We start from the raw sequence: 20,299 nt of genomic DNA, 5'->3' as shown, positions 1-20,299 counted from the left end.
CTCAGGATCTGATAATATCGTCCTGTCTCAGCAGGTCTAACAATTGACTCACCAAATTTGTTACTAATTGTTCACCATTCAGATGAATCTCTGGCGATTCAGGGGCTTCGTAAACCGCATCAATACCGGTAAAGTTGCGCAACTCACCGGCGCGCGCCTTCTTATATAACCCCTTTGGATCGCGCGCTTCACAGGTTTCCAGCGGCGTATCGACAAACACCTCAATAAAACGCCCTTCGCCTACCCGCTCACGCACCATCCGCCGCTCCGCCCGGTGCGGCGAGATAAACGCTGTCAGCACCACCAGCCCGGCATCCACCATCAGATTCGCTACCTCGCCGACCCGACGAATGTTCTCTTTGCGGTCGGCATCGCTAAAGCCCAGGTCGCTGCACAGGCCGTGGCGCACGTTATCGCCATCAAGCAAATATGTGCTGACGCCGAGCGCGTGCAGCGCTTCTTCCAGCGCGCCGGCCACCGTCGATTTTCCCGACCCAGAAAGCCCGGTAAACCACAGCACAACCCCACGATGACCATGGCGTTGCTCACGCTGGTGCGGCGTAACGGAATGCGCATGCCAGACGACATTTTCGTCATGCTGCGCCATTATTTGCCCTCCAGCAGATCGCGCGCGCCCCAGTGGGGGAAGTGACGGCGCACCAGCGCATTCAGTTCCAGCTCAAAGTCGCTATACCCGGTTGAGGCTGTCGCTGCCTGCGCAATGGGCTCACGCACCATGCCCGCCCCGACGGTAACGTTGCTGAGACGGTCGATAAAGATCAGTCCGCCGGTCACCGGATTCTGCGAATAGGTGTCCAGTACCAGCGGTTCGTCAAAGGTCAGATTAACCAGGCCAATGCCGTTCAGCGGCAGGTTTTCCACCTCACGCTGGGTCAGGTTGTTGATATCTACCTGATACTGCACGCCGTCAATGCGCGCGCGAGTCTTTTTGCCGGCAATTTTGACTTCGTAGCTCTGACCCGGCGCCAACGGCTGTTCTGCCATCCACACCACATCTACAGCGGCGCGTTGTACGGCAGGTAACGTGTCGCCCGCATCCAGCAGCAAATCGCCGCGGCTAATATCGATTTCATCTTTTAAAACGAGGGTGATCGCCTCACCGGCAAACGCCTGCTCCAAATCGCCGTCAAAGGTGACGATGCGGGCCACACTGGACTCCACGCCGGACGGCAGCACCCGAACGCGTTGACCCACGTTGACGCTCCCGGAGGCCAGAGTGCCGGAGTAACCGCGAAAATCAAGGTTCGGACGGTTAACGTACTGCACCGGGAAGCGCATTGGCTGGTTGTCCACCACCCGCTGGATCTCAACGGTTTCCAGCACTTCCAGCAGTGTCGGGCCGCTGTACCACGGCATGCTCTCGCTTCGGGAAGCCACGTTGTCGCCTTCCAGCGCAGACAGCGGCACAAAGCGGATATCCAGATCCCCCGGCAACTGCCCGGCAAAGTTCAGGTAATCTTCCCGAATGCGCGCAAAAGTCTCTTCGCTGAAACCGACCAGATCCATTTTGTTGATCGCCACGACCAGGTGCTTGATCCCCAGCAGCGTGGAAATAAAGCTATGGCGGCGGGTTTGATCCAGCACGCCTTTTCGCGCATCGATCAGCAGGATCGCCAGATCGCAGGTGGACGCGCCGGTCGCCATGTTACGGGTATACTGCTCGTGCCCAGGCGTATCGGCGATGATAAATTTGCGCTTCTCGGTGGAGAAATAACGGTACGCGACGTCAATGGTGATCCCCTGCTCGCGTTCAGCCTGTAGGCCATCCACCAACAGCGCCAGATCCAGTTTCTCGCCCTGCGTCCCGTGACGTTTGCTGTCATTATGCAGCGATGAGAGCTGGTCTTCGTAAATCTGGCGGGTGTCATGCAGCAGACGACCAATCAGGGTACTTTTGCCATCATCCACGCTGCCGCAGGTTAAGAAACGCAGCAGGCTTTTATGCTGTTGGGCGACCATCCAGGCTTCGACGCCGCCTTCATTGGCGATTTGTTGTGCAAGTGTGGTGTTCATGGCGGCTCCTTAGAAATACCCCTGACGTTTCTTCAGCTCCATAGAGCCTGCCTGGTCGCGGTCGATGACCCGCCCCTGACGTTCGCTGGTGGTCGAAACCAGCATCTCTTCAATAATTTCCGGTAATGTCCGGGCGTTCGATTCAACCGCGCCGGTCAGCGGCCAGCAGCCGAGGGTGCGGAAGCGCACCATCCGTTTTTTGATCATTTCCCCCGGTTGCAGGTCAATGCGATCGTCGTCGATCATCATCAGCATGCCGTCGCGCTCCAGCACCGGACGCTCAGCCGCCAGATACAGCGGGACAATCTCGATGTTTTCCAGCCAGATGTACTGCCAGATATCCTGTTCCGTCCAGTTAGAAAGCGGGAAGACGCGGATGCTCTCGCCTTTGTTAATCTGGCCGTTATAGTTGTGCCACAGTTCCGGGCGTTGGTTTTTGGGATCCCAGCGATGAAAACGGTCGCGGAAAGAGTAAATGCGCTCTTTAGCGCGAGACTTTTCTTCGTCACGACGCGCGCCGCCGAACGCAGCGTCAAACCCGTACTTGTTCAACGCCTGCTTCAAGCCTTCGGTTTTCATGATGTCGGTATGTTTGGCGCTGCCGTGGACAAACGGGTTAATGCCCATCGCTACCCCTTCCGGGTTTTTATGCACCAGCAACTCGCAACCGTAAGCTTTCGCGGTACGGTCGCGGAATTCGTACATTTCGCGGAACTTCCAACCGGTGTCGACGTGCAGCAGCGGAAACGGCAGCGTTCCCGGGTAAAACGCCTTACGCGCCAAATGCAGCATGACGCTGGAGTCTTTACCAATAGAATAGAGCATTACCGGGTTGGAGAATTCTGCCGCCACCTCGCGAATAATATGGATGCTTTCCGCTTCCAGCTGTCGCAGGTGGGTGAGTCGTTTTTGGTCCATAGCCGTTCCTTTACAATACCGCTACTGTCGAGCGCGTCAGATAACCCGACTATAGGGAGCGCAGCAGAACGAATGAAATTACGAATTGGAATGAGTAGTTCCTCAAAGGAATAACGATCTGGGAAAGTACATATCAAAAAGTGCTTAAGCCAGCGGTTTTTCGGGCATTTCAGAGCAAATGAAATTGTGTTAGTCGGGCCGCGGTTTCATACTAGGCGGGTTAAAATTTTTGCTTTGTATTCAGGGCGTCTCCCTGGCAGGCTATTTAAGGACTCACTATGTTTTCCGCAACGCGCCGTTTTGTCGCCATCCTGGCCCTCGGCGTCTGCTTTATGGCTCCCGCACAGGCGTCAGCATCGTCACCTGGCGATTTTGCGACATTACAAACCCGGCATATTGCGACCGTCTTTCCCGGTCGAATGACGGGTTCCCCGGCTGAAATGCTTTCCGCTGACTATTTACGTCAGCAGTTTGCGCAAATGGGGTATCGCAGCGATATTCGTACCTTTAACAGCCGTTATATTTATACCGCGAAAGATAACCGCAAGAACTGGCATAACGTGACCGGTAGCACCGTGATTGCCGCCCATGAAGGCAAAGCGCCGCAGCAAATTATTATCATGGCGCACCTGGATACCTACGCCCCGCAAAGCGACGCCGACATCGACGCGAATCTGGGCGGGTTGACCCTACAGGGCGTGGACGATAACGCCGCGGGTCTGGGCGTGATGCTCGAGCTGGCCGAACGGCTGAAAGATGTCCCCACCGAATACGGCATTCGTTTTATCGCCACCAGCGGCGAGGAAGAAGGCAAACTCGGCGCGGAAAATCTCCTCAAGCGTATGAGCGCAGCGGAGAAGAAAAACACCCTGCTGGTGATTAATCTCGATAACCTGATTACTGGCGATAAGCTGTACTTTAATAGCGGACAGCGCACTCCGGAAGCCGTGCGCAAATTAACCCGCGACCGGGCGCTCGCCATTGCCCGCCGTCACGGCATTGCCGCGACCACCAATCCGGGGATGAATAAGGATTACCCGAAAGGCACCGGCTGTTGTAACGATGCGGAAGTGTTCGACAGAGCCGGAATTGCGGTGCTTTCCGTTGAGGCCACGAACTGGAACCTCGGTAAAAAAGACGGGTATCAACAGCGCGCGAAAACGGCGTCCTTCCCGGCAGGCAACAGCTGGCACGACGTTCGCCTGGATAACCAGCAGCATATCGATAAAGCGCTTCCCGGACGCATTGAGCGCCGCAACCGGGACGTGATGCGTATCATGCTGCCGCTGGTGAAAGAGCTGGCGAAAGCGTCTTAAGTTTCCCATATCGCCTGGCCCTGACGCACGCAGGGCCAGTTGCCAGTCTCCATGACCACAGATCGCCTTCACGCAATTCTCTGGCGCCACACTAATTTTTCAGGAAATAAAACTGTTATTAAGTAGCAGGAATACGGAATTATTATTTGAAAATTTCTACCGAAATAGTCAGCGCTGTAAAATGAGAGAAGAGAAAACCCAATAATCACATTGAAGAATCGTTATAAAAAAGCAATTTAACGCAAAGTAAATCGATGACGAGTAATGTGATGTGAAGGGTGCATTTTGCCAACGGGAATAGCAAACTGCAAAAAGCCGGATAACGTCAACAATTTATCCGGCCCGGAAGTAATTGCGGTACGCGGTATAACCAGGGCGTTATTTGAGCCCCATGGACTGTTTCATTTGAACCAGCGCCGCCGCACCTTGCTTACAGCCTGCATCCTGGTTTTCCGCCGGTAATTCCGCAAGTTGTTTTTTAGCCTGTTCCAACTGCGGTTTCATGGCCTCCATTTGTTGTTTAGCTTGTTCGCTGGATTTTGACGCTTCAACAATTAATGTATCAACATCGTTAAAATATTGCTGACAGGTTTCGGTGATTGCTGCAAAAGAAGTGCCGGACACCAGCGTCAGTGCCGCAGCAAAAATGATTTTTTTCATCTGTTTTGTCCCTCAGTGTTAAAATGACGTTACTGCCTCCGGCAATAACGTTATCAAGAGTAATGCAAACCAGAGGGTAAAACAGCTTCAGACATTATTTTCAGATTATTCATTTTAGTTTTCGGCAAACAGATCACAGTTCGACGCCTGACGACATTTTTAACCCTGTCCCTCAGATGAGAAGAGGCTGATAAGAAAGACTGGCATTTATAAAATAATCAATTCTTTCAACTTTTTACCCATCTTCCGCTCTAAAGAGTACTTTAGGTTAAAAACACTTTTGTTGCTTATTCTGACTATTTCCGCCACTTCCTGGGTGCTGTAACCGGAAAGGAGTAAATGCAGGATCTTTACTTCAAGACCCGTCGCCCTCGTTATCTTTTGGCTCTGGTTCATTGAAACCATACGTCCGGACTTGCGCAATGCTAACGGCTTATAAGTTCGTACAGTCAATACATCAACGATACACGTTTCCTTATGTTTCCAGTAACCGGCAAGAGGCTCCATCGTTTGATCGCTAAGCAAAATTATCTTCATCGGCACTTTTTTCAAATGATTCAGCCATGCATCGTCAGAAAATAGAGAAAGATAATAATGGGAAAAATCAACAAAAATCATCCCACCCGAATGAATATTGTAATAATTATCCTTCAGCAAGAGAGTTATTCCTTTTTCCAGTAGGAAATTCCCTATAGGCCAGATAATATATTGACTCTCCATGCAATTGAGCATGCGCACGTTAAAAGTATCGGTCATATTACATTGCCAGGCACAGCTTTGGCATTTAATGGGGTAATCTTTATGGTAGTTCACAATGCGTCCATTATGGAGAAATAACATTCCTTATCTAAATATTATTGTTTTATTTGTTGCTATTCTAGATATATTTCACTTCTCTATTATTATGAAAAACATGGATTATTCTGATGCTTCGCAGAAAAGTATCTCGAGGTCATGCGATACTGATATTGCTTTTTATCCTGTTTACCAGGATTCTTTCCAGACAATTTTAGGATTATTGCTGGCGATGGCTCGGGTTTATGTAAAGGTAAATAGCACAAAATGTTAAATGTGTTTCACAAAATGCTTCGAAAATGAAAGCAGCTCTCGCTCTGTGGGGCTAAAAACACCTGGCATCACAAAGTATCATTGCTTTTTTGTTTCCACTTTTTTAACTTTTAGGCGTTCGGGTGCTTAACGGGAAACGGGCTTTTCTTAAATTTCCGCTATTTTCTGTATGTCAACGTAAATATATTTCGATAAAGAAATATGTTTACTGTTTGTTCATACTCGCTTCATTATGGTTCTCTTCGAAAATAAATTAATTGTGAAGGTACATTTTGAAAATAAAAGAAATACCCGATATCACTCACTGTGTAGGTTGTGGGTTACATTGCCCAACCAGCGATCAAAAGACCATTTGGGCTGTACTTTGTGAAAATAAAAAAATAATCATATGGCCTGAGGACAACTATTTTTTCTCGGCATCACTGCATCATTTAGTCTTCAGAAAATACGCGTGCAAATTACCAAGGGGCGTTATCTTTGTTGATTTTTGCATTGAGAATCTGCCATTGTTCATCGACATTGCCTGGCTGGAAAAACTTAAAAATTTTGAGATGAGCATTGTACTGGTCACCGACCGGTCAATGAAGTCAATGGCCAGGTACTGGTTTAACAGAAGAAAAGAGATTATTGCTATACTGGTGGCAGGCAACGAACGCGCCTCCTTTATGAAGGACGCAGAAGATATCTTACGCGGAAAAAAGGTGAAACCTAAAGGTATTGTTGAAATAACAGAAAATGAAATGCAAGTTTTAAGGATGTTTGGAAGTGGGCACTCAACGTCTTTCATCGCACAAAAACTCAACTGTTCTGTTAAGAGTGTTTATAATTACCAATACTCGCTGTGTAAGAAACTGGGTAATTTAAAACGCTTAGAGCAGTTACGTCTGAAACATCGGGTCAGCTGGTAAACAAACCGGCACAACGTACCGGTTTGTTGTTCAGAAGAGATAACATGGATGATTAGAAGCTGTAACGGAATCCAAGATTCGCCTGAACAGGGTCTTCTTGCTTATTCCCTTTTGCATAATCAAGTTCGGCAAACAGTGAAAGCTCCTTGTTGAAGGACGCACTTACCCCGATACCCGCTTTTCCCAGGTCACCGGAAAGATTGGTGGTAAACGTATTGCGCTGGTTAATTGTCGTACTGTTGTTGTCGACATATTCATGCACCCACGCCGCTTTGAAATACGGTGTAATAGATGTCCCTTTGTTTAGCAAGAAAGTGCGTCCAAGATTAAAACCAGCTTCTGTGGTCAGCGAATCCTGATCGTCAATGCTGCCTTTCATGCCATTATTCAGTTTGATATCCTGACCTTTAACCTGAATTGCGGCAACCTTTGCATACGGCTCAAACCAAAAATGGTTCTGGAAATGGATGCTCTTACCCACTTCGATCGCTGCGCCCAGAGCATGTTGACTGTAATCGGCCGAAATACCGCTTCCATTTGTCGATACTGCATTTAAAGCGTTATCAAAATGGTTGTACTTCAGTATGCCATCAACATACCATCCCTCGTTGTGAAACCAGGTGGCCTGTGCGCCAACGCTAAGGCTATCAATACGGCTTACGCCCCCTCGCGCGTGCTTCACCTTACCGCTGTTATAGCTTGTAAACAGACCAACACGTGTTTTGGCGCCTTCGGTTGCCATTATTTGGTCAACGCCTAACTCTATTCCTGATTGCTCTAGTTTAAAGTCAGTATGCCCGCTGTCGATATTTGAGTTTCCACCCGTGAAACGCACCCATGCGCCATTGTCACCTTCCGTTTTCTCCGCCAGGCCTTGCCGGAAGCGTAAATTCTGCATCTCGTTTTTAAACATGATAACGGGCGCCGCTGACATAGAAAGCACAGCATCCGTCGCGGGCGTGGTTTTCGGCTTGTCCGTGATGGACGGAATTTCCTGACCCGGATCAGGTGTAGGATCGACAGGTGTCGGGGTTTCTTCGCCCGGTTCAGGAGTCGGAGTTTCTTCTCCCGGTTCTGGCTCCGGAATTTCGACTACAGGCTCTTTTTCTGCTGCCAGATACCAAATTTTACCGGTGTCTTCATCTCTTTCATAAAGCGAATACATGTAGGTACCGCCGTCAATGGCATTAATATTGGTACCGGCGAGCGTGGCAAGGCTAAAACTCGCTCCACCGCTTGCATCGGAAATAATATCAAGGCTGCGTCTATCCGGCTCTGTGATCTCCGCACCTGAATCGGCAACGGTAACGTTATGGTTGCCGGTACCCGTGGTGATGTTCAGGTAGTCCCCTTTGCCGCCTTCTAAAGAGGTATTGAAGTAAAAATGTAAATTGCCAGACAGTGAGTCAACATTCAGTCTGGAGTAAATAGCCGCACCGCTGGTGGCATCGCTGCCAGTGTAATACCTGACATTACCTTGTCCAGACAAGGCCCCTACGGTTGCCGCGTCACTGTCACTGCTGTTGGCAATAATCAACAATGTTGAATCGCTGCCATTCAGCGCTACGTTATCTGCCCTCGCCCCGCCATCAGCGGATGTCGAAAGCTGCAATTGCCCCCGGCCATTAACCTGCGTTGCTCCTGTCATTGTTGCGCTATTCGCCAACCAGGATTTCGCGCTGCCGTTAATGGTGACATTTTCCGTGGTCGCATTACCATACACCGTCTGTATCGCCGCATCGTTCAGCGTCACATTATTCGCTGCAGAGCCAGCGTAAATAGTCTGTACGGCATTATCATTCAGGGTGACGATGTTAGCCGTACCGCCCTGTTGTAATACCTGCGCCCCGGTACCAAACAACGTCGTATTATTGGCGACGCCGGCAATGGCTGATGTATCCGAACCGTTGATAAACAAGTACTGAATGCCACCGCTGTTGATGGTTGTATCATTCACTACGCCGCTGTTATAGACATATTGACGTCCATCTTCATTGATGGTCGCGCTATTTGCGATACCTGATAAGGTCACATACTGGATGCCGCCGTTAATCTGCGCATTACTGGAGACTCCAGACTGCTGAGCATATTCGTAGCCGCCTTGATCAATAACGGTACCGCTGCTGCTGCCACCTTCGTAGACAAATAATTTCCCGCCATCACTGACGTTATTATCTATGGCTTTACCAGTACTCCCGGTGTTTCCACTGTTAGAAACATAAGCGGTCCCCCCTTCCAGATGAGAATTTTGCAGCGTGCCACCATCATATACGCGTACTAAGCCGCCACTTTTAATTTTTATATTGGATGCGGTAGCGGGTACTGTACTATCAAAACCACCATTCGCTATTTTTGAGACCTGCGTGATGTAAACTTCGGCGCCCGAGTTGACGATAGAATCTTCCATAAAACCGAGCACACTCATCAGGCTACCGCTCAACATATTGACGTTCATTGCCGTGCCAGCGTAGCCATTAACCCCACCATAGTTATATGCGCCAATTTCGATGCAGCGATTTGCGTCAAGATCGCCAGTCACCGTTGCAGAGCCGCCATACGATACGCTGGTGCGGCTACCGCAAAATGTCGCGGCAAAGGAAGATTGCGATAATGATATCGCCGTCAGAAATGCAAGTGTCGTCAGTTGTGTTTTAAGCTTCATCATTTAATACCATGCGTGTGATACAGATAAAAATAAAAAAAACGCCCCTCTTGCGTAAAATACTTGGGGATTTTTAGCGGGTAATAGCGGGAGGGAAATAAAATGATGCGACTGATACATTAAAAAAATCAGCAGGTTGGAGTTCCTTCCTATATATACCATCCCCTAATTGCTATGGTATGGAAAAGAATAAAACTAAGCAAGATGGTGATATAATTACGAAACGTGATTTTTTATGGAAAAATCCTAACCTAAATGAGTTATCGCCAATAAATATAAATTTTACATATTGCAAAAACAGTTAGATAAAATTGCAGATGCTTTTTTTGGCTGAATTTTCTTAACTACTCCAGGAATATTGCTCTCTTTTTATGAGATAACGAAATTTCACTTTCAGCACTTTTTGCTAAAGTATCGTGACAGGCTGGAAGAGGGCAGACATTTTCGGGAAAATAAGCGGGCGCCTGATGGCGGGATACCGTGACGAAAGTCCCAGAATTTTAGTCCTGTAACAACATGGTTATCGTCAATGAATCCCCGCTTTCGCAGGGATCTGTCAACACATAACTCACTGGAGTATCAAGAGTTTTTCATTGAATGCTTTACTGATTATTCCATAACATCAAAACGCAGTGGTTGAGTGGTATTAGAATATGGAATAAAAGGACCTGTAGGCTTTCTTATGTTTCAGCAGGGCAAGTATTATGGTGATTCAACCTTCCTGAAGAAATTACCCCTCGTGCAAACCGCATTCGCGTTTCAGGCCAAAGAAGCGGGTTTCTTCTTCTGCCATCCCCGGCTCCCACTTGCGGGTAGTGTGCGTGTCGCCCACCGAGAGATAGCCTTCATCCCACAGCGGGTGGTATTTCAGGCCGTGCTTTTGCAGGTACTGGTACACCGTGCGGTTGTCCCAGTCGATGATGGGCAACACCTTAAACACCCCACGCTGAATGGCCAGCACCGGCAGATGGGCCCGACTCCCGGACTGCTCGCGACGCAAACCGGCAAACCACGTTTGCGCGTTCAGCTCTTTTAGCGCACGGTTCATCGGCTCGACCTTGTTAATCTCATTGTATTTCTCAATGCCCTCAACGCCCTGCTCCCAGAGTTTTCCGTAGCGCGCCTCCTGCCAGGCGGCGCTTTCAGTCGCGCGGTACACCTTCAGGTTCAGCTTAAGCTTGTCCGTTAACTCATCGATAAAGCGGTAGGTTTCCGGAAACAAATAACCGGTATCAGTGAGGATCACCGGAATGTCCGGGCGGATCTGATTGACCAGATGCAAACTGACCGCCGCCTGAATGCCAAAGCTGGACGACAGCACGTATTCATCGGGCAGATTTTCCAGCGCCCAGACCACGCGGCCTTCTGCATCCCGTTTTTCCAGCTGGCTGTTGATTTCTGCCAACGCCATAACACGTTCAACTTTTGGCAGATCGTTCAGGGCGTTTAGATCGAGTATGGACATAAGAACCTCGTTTGCCTGTATTGCCGGGCGGCAATGACGTTTGCCCGGCCTGAAAACCTAAAGGCCCGGTAAGCGAAGCGCCTCCGGGCAAAGGCGTGGTTATTCCCAAAAATCCCGCGCAGGATCGCGCACCGGGCGAATAATGCCCGCACGCACCGTAAAGTCGCCGAAGCCTTCACCCGCTTCGCGCTCTTTCACCCAGCGCCCGATCAGTTCATCCAGCGAGGCCAGAATCTCCGGCTCGGTGATATTCTCTTTAAACATGCGGGGAATACGCGTTCCGATGCGATTGCCGCCCAGATGCAGGTTGTAACGACCCGGCGCTTTCCCGACCAGCCCCACTTCCGCCAGCATGGCGCGGCCACAGCCGTTCGGGCAACCGGTCACGCGCATAACAATATGCTCATCGCTCACCCCATGCTTCGCCATCAGCGTATCGACCTTATCAATAAAGGTCGGCAGGAAGCGTTCAGCCTCTGCCATTGCCAGCGGACAGGTCGGGAACGAGACGCAAGCCATTGAGTTTTCCCGCTGCGGCGTTACGGCATTCATTAAGCCGCTCTCCTGCGCGATCTTCTCTATTTTCGCTTTTTCGCTCTCCGGCACGCCGGCAATAATCAGGTTCTGGTTAGCGGTAATGCGGAATTCACCTTTATGGATCTTTGAAATCTCAAGCAGACCCGTTTTCAGAGGACGGCCCGGATAATCCAGAATACGGCCATTTTCAATAAACAGCGTCAAGTGCCAGTTATTGTCGATGCCTTTTACCCAGCCGATACGATCGCCGCGACCGGTGAATTCATACGGGCGAATCGGCGCAAATGTGATCCCCGCGCGACGTTCAACTTCCGCTTTAAATGTCTCAACGCCCACGCGCTCCAGGGTGTATTTGGTTTTCGCGTTTTTACGGTCGGTACGGTTACCCCAGTCGCGCTGGGTGGTGACCACCGCTTCCGCCACCGCCAGCGTGTGCTCCAGCGGCAGGAAGCCGAACTCGCTCGCGGTGCGGGCATAGGTTTTCTTGTTACCGTGTTCGATGGACAATCCGCCGCCCACCAGCAGGTTAAAGCCCACCAGCTTGCCGTTTTCCGCCACGGCGACAAAGTTCATGTCGTTGGCATGCAGATCGATATCATTCTGCGGCGGGATCACCACCGTGGTTTTGAACTTACGCGGCAGATAGGTCTGACCGAGAATCGGTTCTTCATCGGTGGTCGCGACCTTTTCCTGATCCAGCCAGATCTCCGCATAAGCGCGGGTGCGCGGCAGCAGATGCTCAGAGATTTTCTTCGCCCACGCGTAGGCTTCGGCATGCAGCTCAGACTCATACGGGTTCGAGGTGCAGAGCACGTTGCGGTTCATGTCGTTGGCGGTCGCCAGCGCATCCAGTCCAACGGAGTGCAGCATCTGATGCACCGGCTTCACGTTTTTCTTCAGAATGCCGTGGAACTGGAAGGTCTGACGGTTGGTCAGACGGATGCTGCCGTAAATCGTGTTTTCAGCCGCGAACTTGTCGATCGCCTGCCACTGTTTCGTGGTGATGACGCCGCCCGGCAGACGGCAGCGCAGCAGCATCGCGTGACGCGGCTCCAGCTTCTGCTCGGCGCGCTCGGCGCGGATATCGCGATCGTCCTGCTGATACATACCGTGAAAGCGGATCAGCAGGAAGTTGTCGCCTTTAAACCCGCCGGTGAGACCGTCATTCAGATCTTCAGCAATGGTGCCGCGCAGGTAGTTGCTTTCCAGCTTCATGCGCTCGGCGTCTGACAGTTTACCTTCGACCACCAGTGGTCCTGGATGTTTTTCGCTCATTAGTAGACATCTCGCTGATAACGGCGCTCTACGCGCAGCTCACTTAAAAATTCATCCGCTGCTTCGGCGTCCATCCCGCCGAATTCAGCAATCACGTCCAGCAGTGCCTGCTCAACGTCCTTCGCCATGCGATTGGCGTCGCCGCAGACATAAATGTGCGCGCCGTCGTTAATCCAGCGCCACAGTTCTGCGCCCTGTTCGCGCAGTTTGTCTTGTACGTAGACTTTTTCTTTTTGATCGCGTGACCAGGCCAGATCGATGCGCGAGAGCACGCCCTCTTTAACGTAGCGCTGCCATTCCACCTGGTAGAGGAAATCTTCGGTAAAGTGCGGATTGCCAAAAAACAGCCAGTTTTTCCCCGGCGCTTCATCCGCCGCGCGCTGCTGCATAAAGGCGCGAAAGGGGGCGATGCCGGTACCAGGACCGATCATAATGACTGGCGTTTGTGGGTTTTCCGGCAGACGGAAATTATCATTGTGTTCGATGAACACGCGCACTTCGCCTTCTTCTTCGACACGATCGGCGAGGAAACTGGACGCACCACCGGCACGGGCACGGCCTTCCACCTCATAACGTACCGCGCCGACGGTAATATGCACTTCGCTTTCCACTTCCGCCTGCGATGAGGCAATGGAATACAGGCGCGGCGTAAGCGGACGCAGCAGGCCGATCAGCGCGTCTGCGTCCAGTTGTGCCGGTGAGAAGCGCAGCATGTCGACAATCGGCGTCGTCGCCGCGTAGTGCTGCAACTGCGCCTTATCGCCCACCAGCGGCAACAGGGATTCACTGCGCGTTAGCGTGGCGTAGTTTTCAACGATATTGGCGGTGTTGACCGTTAACTCAAAATGCCACTGCAACGCCTCCGACAGCGGGAGGTTTTTCCCGTCGACCGTTACGGGTTCATCGCCTTTCAGCCATACCAGCTCGACAATCTCTTTAATCAGCGCCGGATCGTTCTGATACCAGACGCCCAGCGCATCGCCGGGCTGGTAACGCAGGCCGGAATCGCCAAGATCGATCTCGATATGGCGCACGTCTTTTTCTGAATTGCGCCCGGTAATCTTTTGATTGACCGAAAGCGATGCGCTGAGCGGCGCTTCTTTGGTGTAGGGGCTGGAGTGAATTTCGTTAACCGCACCACTGGCAATGACCTGCGAAGGGGCAGCGACCGGCGCACGGGATTTCAACACGTCAACCACGCGCGCACGCCATTCTGCGGCGGCGGGCTGGTATTCGACGTCGGCATCCACGCGATCCAGTAAACGCTCACCGCCCAGTTCCGCCAGCCTGCTGTCGAAATCTTTCCCGGCCTGGCAGAAGAATTCATACGACGTATCGCCAAGACCGAACACGGCAAAGGCGGTATTTTCCAGCTTCGGCGCTTTTTTCGAAAACAGGAACTTGTGCAGCGCGACGGCTTCTTCCGGCGGTTCCCCTTCTCCCTGCGTGGAAGCCACAACAACCAGCAGCTTTTCATTGCCGATCTGTTTGAATTTGTAGTCGCCTGCGTTGACCAGCGTGACGCTGAGTTTAGCCGCCAGCAAATCATCACGCAGCGCTTCCGCGACACGACGCGCGTTGCCGGTCTGGGAAGCGGAAATCAGCGTGATGCCCGGCATTTCAGCGACCGGCGCAGGCGGTGACACGGCTGCGCCCGGCTGCTGATTCAGCATGCCCCAGAAATAGCCAGAGACCCAGGCAAGCTGCGTGGGCGAGAGATCGGTTGTGGCCGCCTGAAGGCGCGCCAGCTGCTCCGGGTTCAGCGGAAGCAAAGCGGAAGGTGGGGCCTGTGTCGTCATGCGTCGTTATGTTCCAGTAAGCAAAGCGGATTTAAGCGATAAAACCCAAACTGAGGGTAAGGTTAACGGCGGGGATAATAACAATTAAAGAAGGGTTGGAAATATCAAATAACCAAATGGACTAACCTGTTTTAGTTATCGTTATTAACAATAAAAGTGATTAAATAACCCGCTGAAATATATAGAGATACACATTATTCAGCGCGTCAATTCCGTAATCAACGCGTCATGGCCGCTTTAGTTAATGCGAAAAAATGTACTTTGCTGTACCCTACGGCGGTTTTTGCCTGACTGAGAATTTAAGATGACCACCACCCTGTTTAAAGATTTCACCTTCGAAGCCGCTCACCGTTTGCCGCACGTCCCGGAAGGACATAAATGTGGTCGTCTGCACGGGCACTCTTTTATGGTGCGCCTGGAGGTTACCGGCGAAGTTGATCCGCACACGGGTTGGATTATTGATTTTGCAGAACTGAAGGCGGCGTTTAAGCCAACCTATGACCGTCTGGATCACTACTACCTGAATGATATTCCGGGTTTGTCGAATCCCACCAGCGAAGTGCTGGCGCAGTGGATTTGGGAACAGGTAAAACCCGCAGTACCGTTACTGAGCGCGGTGATGGTAAAAGAAACGTGTACGGCAGGCTGCGTCTATCGCGGCGAATGATCCTTGAAAGAAGCCGGATAGCGGCGCGAAGCGCCTTATCCGGCCTGCACTGTGACGTCTGACGCAGTTGTCAGGCAATGTTCAAATATTTATGCGTTTGCATCGACAACCGCCAGTTGCGGGCGATACAGGTTTCAATGCACAGTCGGGTCGCATCGTCTTTCTGGCTGATGGGTTGGAGTGCGATAACGCGCTGCTTTTCGTCCGTCAGCGTCGCCAACAGTTCGTCCAGCGCTTCAATGTCACGCACACGTCCCACAGGATGTTTGATTTCATCAGCACGCTCAAGCGCTTGCGACAGCACGTCGTAACCGCCACGCATATTCACTTTTGGTGAGACCGTGACCCAGGTTGAGTGAGAACAGCGCACTTCATGAGTGCCGCTGGTTTCTATCTGGCAACTAAAGCCATTCTTTTCGAGCAGTTCGGTTAGCGGCATCAGATCGTGAATGCAGGGTTCCCCTCCTGTGATCACCACATGGCGAGCCGTCCAGCCCTGTCGACCAATGATGGCAAGCAGATCTTCTGCACTGCCTGCCCCCCATTTATCGCTCTCTTTAGTTTTCGCCAGAATGCTGAACAGCGACACTTCCCGATCCGCGAGCTTATCCCATGTATGTTTGGTATCACACCAGGCGCAGCCAACCGGGCATCCCTGTAAGCGAATAAAAATAGCGGGAACGCCGGTAAAATAACCCTCGCCTTGCAGGGTCTGGAACATCTCGTTAATCGGGTACTGCATAGTCATCTCTGTAAGGGGAATAAACGTTAAGTATCGCAGATGTTGCCCTTAAGGTCATGTGCGAGAGCTGCTTTACCGCAGGCATAAAAAAACCCGCCGAAGCGGGTTTTTTAGAAGAACGAAAGTTCAGGATTACGCCTGGCCTTTGATCTCTTTACGACCGTTGTACGGTGCTTTTTCGCCCAGCGCTTCTTCGATACGGATCAGCTGGTTGTATTTAGCAACGCGGTCAGAACGGCTCATGGAACCGGTTTTGATCTGGCCAGCAGCAGTACCTACAGCCAGGTCAGCGATGGTCGCATCTTCAGTTTCGCCAGAACGGTGAGAGATAACGGCAGTGTAGCCCGCGTCTTTCGCCATCTTGATTGCAGCCAGGGTTTCGGTCAGAGAACCGATCTGGTTGAATTTGATCAGGATGGAGTTAGCGATGCCTTTCTCGATACCTTCTTTCAGGATCTTGGTGTTAGTCACGAACAGGTCGTCGCCCACCAGCTGAATTTTGTCGCCCAGGACTTTAGTCTGGTATGCGAAACCGTCCCAGTCAGACTCGTCCAGACCGTCTTCGATAGAGACGATCGGGTACTGCTTGGTCAGTTCTTCCAGGAAGTGAGTGAATTCTTCAGAGGTGAACGCTTTGTTGCCTTCGCCAGCCAGAACGTATTTACCGTCTTTGTAGAATTCAGACGCTGCGCAGTCCATCGCCAGAGTGATGTCTTTGCCCAGCTCGTAGCCAGCCGCTTTTACCGCTTCAGCGATAACAGCCAGTGCTTCGGCGTTAGAACCCAGGTTCGGCGCGTAACCCCCTTCGTCACCCACCGCAGTGTTCATGCCTTTGCCTTTCAGCACTTTTGCCAGGTGATGGAAAACTTCAGAACCCATGCGGATGGCTTCTTTAACGGTTTTCGCGCCAACCGGCTGAATCATGAATTCCTGGATGTCGACGTTGTTGTCAGCGTGCTCGCCACCGTTGATGATGTTCATCATCGGAACCGGCATGGAGTATTTGCCCGGAGTACCGTTCAGTTCAGCGATGTGCTCGTACAGCGGCATGCCTTTAGAGGCTGCAGCGGCTTTGGCGTTAGCCAGAGATACCGCCAGGATTGCGTTCGCACCGAAGTTGGATTTGTTTTCAGTACCGTCCAGATCGATCATGATCTTGTCGATACCAGCCTGATCTTTGGCGTCTTTGCCAAGGATAGCCTGAGCGATCGGACCGTTAACCGCGCCAACTGCTTTGGTTACGCCTTTACCCAGGAAACGGGATTTGTCGCCATCGCGCAGTTCCAGCGCTTCGCGGGAACCCGTAGAGGCACCTGACGGGGCAGCAGCCATACCGACGAAACCACCTTCCAGGTGTACTTCGGCTTCAACAGTCGGGTTACCACGGGAGTCGATGATTTCACGACCGATGACTTTAACGATTTTGGACATTAGGTTTTCCTCGAGTCACTAGTTAACTAAAACTCCAGACAAACAACGCGTACCTTTGGTACGCGTTGCCGTTCTAACTTGTTTACTTCTTACTTCGCCTGACGCTTCTGATACTCGCTGGCGGCCTTCACGAAGCCTGCAAACAGCGGATGCCCGTCACGCGGCGTTGAAGTAAATTCCGGGTGGAACTGGCAGGCAACGAACCACGGATGGTTAGGCACCTCGATGATCTCGACTAACTGATCGTCCCCGGAGCGGCCCGCAACGCGCAGACCCGCAGCTTCAATTTGTTTCAACAACATGTTGTTGACTTCATAGCGGTGACGATGGCGCTCGGTGATGACTGGCTGGCCGTACAGCTGGCGAACCACGCTATCGTCGGACAACTGGCAAGCCTGTGCGCCAAGACGCATAGTACCACCCAGATCGCTTTTCTCGGTACGGACCTCGACGTTACCGTCTTCGTCGCGCCATTCCGTAATCAGCGCCACGACAGGGTACTTACAGTCTGGCACAAATTCCGTAGAGTTCGCGTTTTCCATTCCCGCTACGTTGCGCGCAAATTCGATCAGCGCAACCTGCATACCCAGGCAAATGCCGAGGTAAGGAATATTGTTCTCACGCGCATAGCGTGCAGTGGCGATCTTGCCTTCAACACCACGGTAGCCGAAGCCGCCAGGGATCAGGATAGCATCCAGATCTTTCAGAATTTCAACGCCGCGCGTTTCAACATCCTGCGAATCAATCAGCTTGATGTTGACGGAGACGCGATTCTTCAGACCACCGTGTTTCAGCGCTTCGATAACCGACTTATAGGCGTCCGGCAGTTCAATGTATTTGCCGACCATACCGATAGTCACTTCGCCGCCCGGATTGGCTTCTTCATAAATTACCTGTTCCCATTCAGACAGGTTAGCTTCCGGACAGTTCAAGCTGAATCGTTTACAAATATAATCGTCCAGACCCTGAGATTTCAACAGGCCCGGAATTTTATAAATGGAATCGACATCTTTCATTGAAATAACGGCTTTTTCAGGCACGTTACAGAACAATGCAATTTTCGCACGTTCGTTTGCCGGAATCGCGCGATCGGAACGGCAAACCAGGATGTCTGGCTGAATACCAATGGAAAGCAGCTCTTTAACGGAGTGCTGTGTCGGTTTGGTTTTTACTTCACCAGCCGCCGCCATGTAAGGCACCAGCGTCAGGTGCATGAACAGCGCATGTTCACGACCAATATCGACCGCCAGCTGACGAATCGCTTCGAGGAAAGGCAGGGATTCGATATCCCCTACGGTACCGCCGATTTCAACCAGCACAACGTCATGCCCTTCGCCACCGGCAAGGACGCGTTCTTTAATGGCGTTGGTGATGTGTGGGATAACCTGCACGGTTGCGCCCAGATAGTCACCACGGCGCTCTTTACGCAGAACATCAGAGTAGATACGGCCAGTCGTAAAGTTGTTACGACGGGTCATTTTAGTACGGATGAAACGCTCGTAGTGGCCAAGATCCAGATCGGTTTCAGCGCCGTCTTCAGTAACGAACACTTCCCCGTGTTGGGTTGGGCTCATGGTGCCAGGATCGACGTTGATGTACGGATCCAGTTTCATCATGGTCACATTGAGGCCACGGGCTTCAAGAATGGCTGCGAGGGAGGCTGCGGCAATGCCTTTACCCAGAGAGGATACGACCCCGCCGGTCACAAAAATATAGTTCGTTGTCATGCTGAACCTGAGAAGTTAGGGTGAAACGATGGAATAACCAGGACGGGAAAGTAGTATACCCGAACACAGCGAGCGCCACAAACTTTCATTCTCCGTCTCCTTCCCAGGCCAGGACTATCATAAGGAGTGAGAAAATAGCCCCTTTTGGGTAAATGTTTTTGACGCAAATCAAGCGCTTGTCATTTAAAAAACCGCACAAATAGCGCTTGTTCGCAAAATTCCGTTAGAGATCAGTTTCCTGGCGTTTTACTTCCTGCCACACGTCTTCCATGGTTTCCAGATCGACTCCTGTCATTTCCAGGCCGCGCGCCGCAACAATCCGTTCGACTTCGCGAAAACGACGCTCAAATTTCTCGTTGGCTTTTTGCAGGGCAATCTCGGCTTTGGTCCCCAAATGACGCGCCATATTGACGGTGGCAAACAGCAGATCCCCCATTTCTTCCTCGAGTTTAGCCTGGTCAACCACCGCCTGTCGGGCTTCATACATCACCTCGTCGATTTCTTCATACACTTTATCGACGACCGGCCCGAGCGTGGTCCAATCAAACCCGACGTTTGAGCAACGCTTCTGGATTTTCTGCGCCCGCATCAGCGCGGGTAAGCTGCGCGGGATATCATCCAGCGCGGAATGCTGCGCTTTTTGCGCCCGTTCTTCGGTTTTGATCTGCTCCCAGCGAGTCAGGACTTCCGTACTGTTGCTGGCGGAAACGTCCGCAAAAACGTGCGGGTGACGGCGTTCGAGTTTGTCGCTGATGGCAGCGCAAATATCATTGAAATCAAAGCGCCCTTCTTCCTGCGCCATTTGCGCGTAAAACACCACCTGAAACAGCAGATCGCCCAATTCGCCGCGCAGATCGTCAAAGTCTTCGCGCGCAATCGCGTCAAGGACTTCATAGGTTTCTTCCAGCGTATAGGGCGCAATGGTGGCAAAAGTCTGTTCTTTGTCCCACGGGCAGCCGTTTTCCGGGTCGCGCAGGCGCTGCATGATGTTAAGCAGGCGATCAATTTGTGTCATGGGTATGTCCTGAACCTCCAGGCCCGTCAAGCCAAACGCTGTCGGGCAAAAAAAAGCCGGATGGCGGCGTACCGC

Annotated in this window: 16 protein-coding genes; 3 read left to right on the top strand and 13 right to left on the bottom strand. The window is 51.5% G+C overall.

Annotated elements, in window-relative coordinates:
- Position 1: 1 nt before the first annotated feature.
- The 3 genes from cysC to cysD are packed head-to-tail and all read right to left on the bottom strand — an operon-like array spanning position 2 to position 2,952.
- Positions 2-607 carry an adenylyl-sulfate kinase gene (cysC, locus tag JY391_RS04665; RefSeq protein WP_042288712.1) on the bottom strand — a complete coding sequence of 202 codons (606 nt, stop codon included), beginning with the start codon at positions 605-607 and terminating at the stop codon, positions 2-4.
- The gene (gene cysN, locus JY391_RS04660; RefSeq protein WP_211935297.1) at positions 607-2,034 is read right to left on the bottom strand and encodes a sulfate adenylyltransferase subunit CysN; all 1,428 of its coding nucleotides are present in this window, start codon (positions 2,032-2,034) and stop codon (positions 607-609) included. The genes cysC and cysN overlap by 1 nt, the downstream gene beginning before the upstream one ends.
- Before the next feature lie 9 nt (positions 2,035-2,043).
- Positions 2,044-2,952 carry a sulfate adenylyltransferase subunit CysD gene (gene cysD / locus JY391_RS04655; RefSeq protein ID WP_042288720.1) on the bottom strand — a complete coding sequence of 303 codons (909 nt, stop codon included), beginning with the start codon at positions 2,950-2,952 and terminating at the stop codon, positions 2,044-2,046.
- A 278-nt stretch (positions 2,953-3,230) separates the two neighbouring features.
- Here cysD and JY391_RS04650 point away from each other — a divergent pair, with 278 nt between their 5' ends.
- The gene (locus tag JY391_RS04650) at positions 3,231-4,268 is read left to right on the top strand and encodes an aminopeptidase (RefSeq protein ID WP_211935296.1); all 1,038 of its coding nucleotides are present in this window, start codon (positions 3,231-3,233) and stop codon (positions 4,266-4,268) included.
- A 378-nt stretch (positions 4,269-4,646) separates the two neighbouring features.
- Here JY391_RS04650 and JY391_RS04645 read toward each other — a convergent pair whose 3' ends face one another.
- On the bottom strand, positions 4,647-4,928 hold the full coding sequence (locus JY391_RS04645) for a DUF5339 domain-containing protein (protein WP_211935295.1): 282 nt from the start codon (positions 4,926-4,928) through the stop codon (positions 4,647-4,649).
- A gap of 207 nt (positions 4,929-5,135) precedes the next feature.
- Positions 5,136-5,684, bottom strand: a complete 549-nt coding sequence (locus tag JY391_RS04640; protein ID WP_211935294.1) for a helix-turn-helix transcriptional regulator — start codon at positions 5,682-5,684, stop codon at positions 5,136-5,138.
- A gap of 584 nt (positions 5,685-6,268) precedes the next feature.
- Between JY391_RS04640 and JY391_RS04635 the strand changes: the two genes are divergently transcribed.
- Positions 6,269-6,904: a helix-turn-helix transcriptional regulator gene (locus JY391_RS04635; RefSeq protein ID WP_060569388.1), complete on the top strand. Its 636-nt coding sequence runs from the start codon at positions 6,269-6,271 to the stop codon at positions 6,902-6,904.
- A gap of 52 nt (positions 6,905-6,956) precedes the next feature.
- Here the strand turns inward: JY391_RS04635 and JY391_RS04630 are convergent, their stop codons facing one another.
- The 4 genes from JY391_RS04630 to cysJ form a co-directional block, all read right to left on the bottom strand.
- On the bottom strand, positions 6,957-9,569 hold the full coding sequence (locus JY391_RS04630; protein ID WP_211935293.1) for an autotransporter outer membrane beta-barrel domain-containing protein: 2,613 nt from the start codon (positions 9,567-9,569) through the stop codon (positions 6,957-6,959).
- Between the two features lie 727 nt (positions 9,570-10,296).
- Positions 10,297-11,031, bottom strand: a complete 735-nt coding sequence (gene cysH / locus JY391_RS04625; RefSeq protein ID WP_211935292.1) for a phosphoadenosine phosphosulfate reductase — start codon at positions 11,029-11,031, stop codon at positions 10,297-10,299.
- Positions 11,032-11,130: 99 nt separating this feature from the next.
- Complete coding sequence (cysI, locus tag JY391_RS04620; RefSeq protein ID WP_042288765.1) at positions 11,131-12,843, bottom strand: assimilatory sulfite reductase (NADPH) hemoprotein subunit; 1,713 nt, start codon at positions 12,841-12,843, stop codon at positions 11,131-11,133.
- Positions 12,843-14,642 (bottom strand): NADPH-dependent assimilatory sulfite reductase flavoprotein subunit, encoded by a 1,800-nt coding sequence (gene cysJ / locus JY391_RS04615; protein WP_211935291.1) that lies wholly within the window; start codon positions 14,640-14,642, stop codon positions 12,843-12,845. Before cysJ ends, cysI begins: the two co-directional genes overlap by 1 nt.
- A gap of 304 nt (positions 14,643-14,946) precedes the next feature.
- On the opposite strand from cysJ, the gene queD reads away from it, so the two are divergent.
- A complete protein-coding gene (queD, locus tag JY391_RS04610) occupies positions 14,947-15,309 on the top strand; it encodes a 6-carboxytetrahydropterin synthase QueD (protein ID WP_211935290.1) in 363 nt (120 codons plus the stop codon).
- A 70-nt stretch (positions 15,310-15,379) separates the two neighbouring features.
- On the opposite strand, the gene queE is transcribed toward queD, so the two are convergent.
- From queE to mazG, 4 genes are all read right to left on the bottom strand, one after another.
- The gene (gene queE, locus JY391_RS04605; RefSeq protein ID WP_042288797.1) at positions 15,380-16,051 is read right to left on the bottom strand and encodes a 7-carboxy-7-deazaguanine synthase QueE; all 672 of its coding nucleotides are present in this window, start codon (positions 16,049-16,051) and stop codon (positions 15,380-15,382) included.
- Positions 16,052-16,183: 132 nt separating this feature from the next.
- Positions 16,184-17,482: a phosphopyruvate hydratase gene (eno, locus tag JY391_RS04600; RefSeq protein WP_042288799.1), complete on the bottom strand. Its 1,299-nt coding sequence runs from the start codon at positions 17,480-17,482 to the stop codon at positions 16,184-16,186.
- Positions 17,483-17,571: 89 nt separating this feature from the next.
- A complete protein-coding gene (pyrG, locus tag JY391_RS04595) occupies positions 17,572-19,209 on the bottom strand; it encodes a glutamine hydrolyzing CTP synthase (protein WP_042288801.1) in 1,638 nt (545 codons plus the stop codon).
- Positions 19,210-19,432: 223 nt separating this feature from the next.
- Positions 19,433-20,224, bottom strand: a complete 792-nt coding sequence (mazG, locus tag JY391_RS04590) for a nucleoside triphosphate pyrophosphohydrolase (protein ID WP_042288804.1) — start codon at positions 20,222-20,224, stop codon at positions 19,433-19,435.
- Positions 20,225-20,299: the final 75 nt, after the last annotated feature.

Source organism: Citrobacter sedlakii, from assembly GCF_018128425.1.
GTDB lineage: Bacteria > Pseudomonadota > Gammaproteobacteria > Enterobacterales > Enterobacteriaceae > Citrobacter_A > Citrobacter_A sedlakii.
This window is presented reverse-complemented; position numbering and strand designations above follow the sequence as displayed.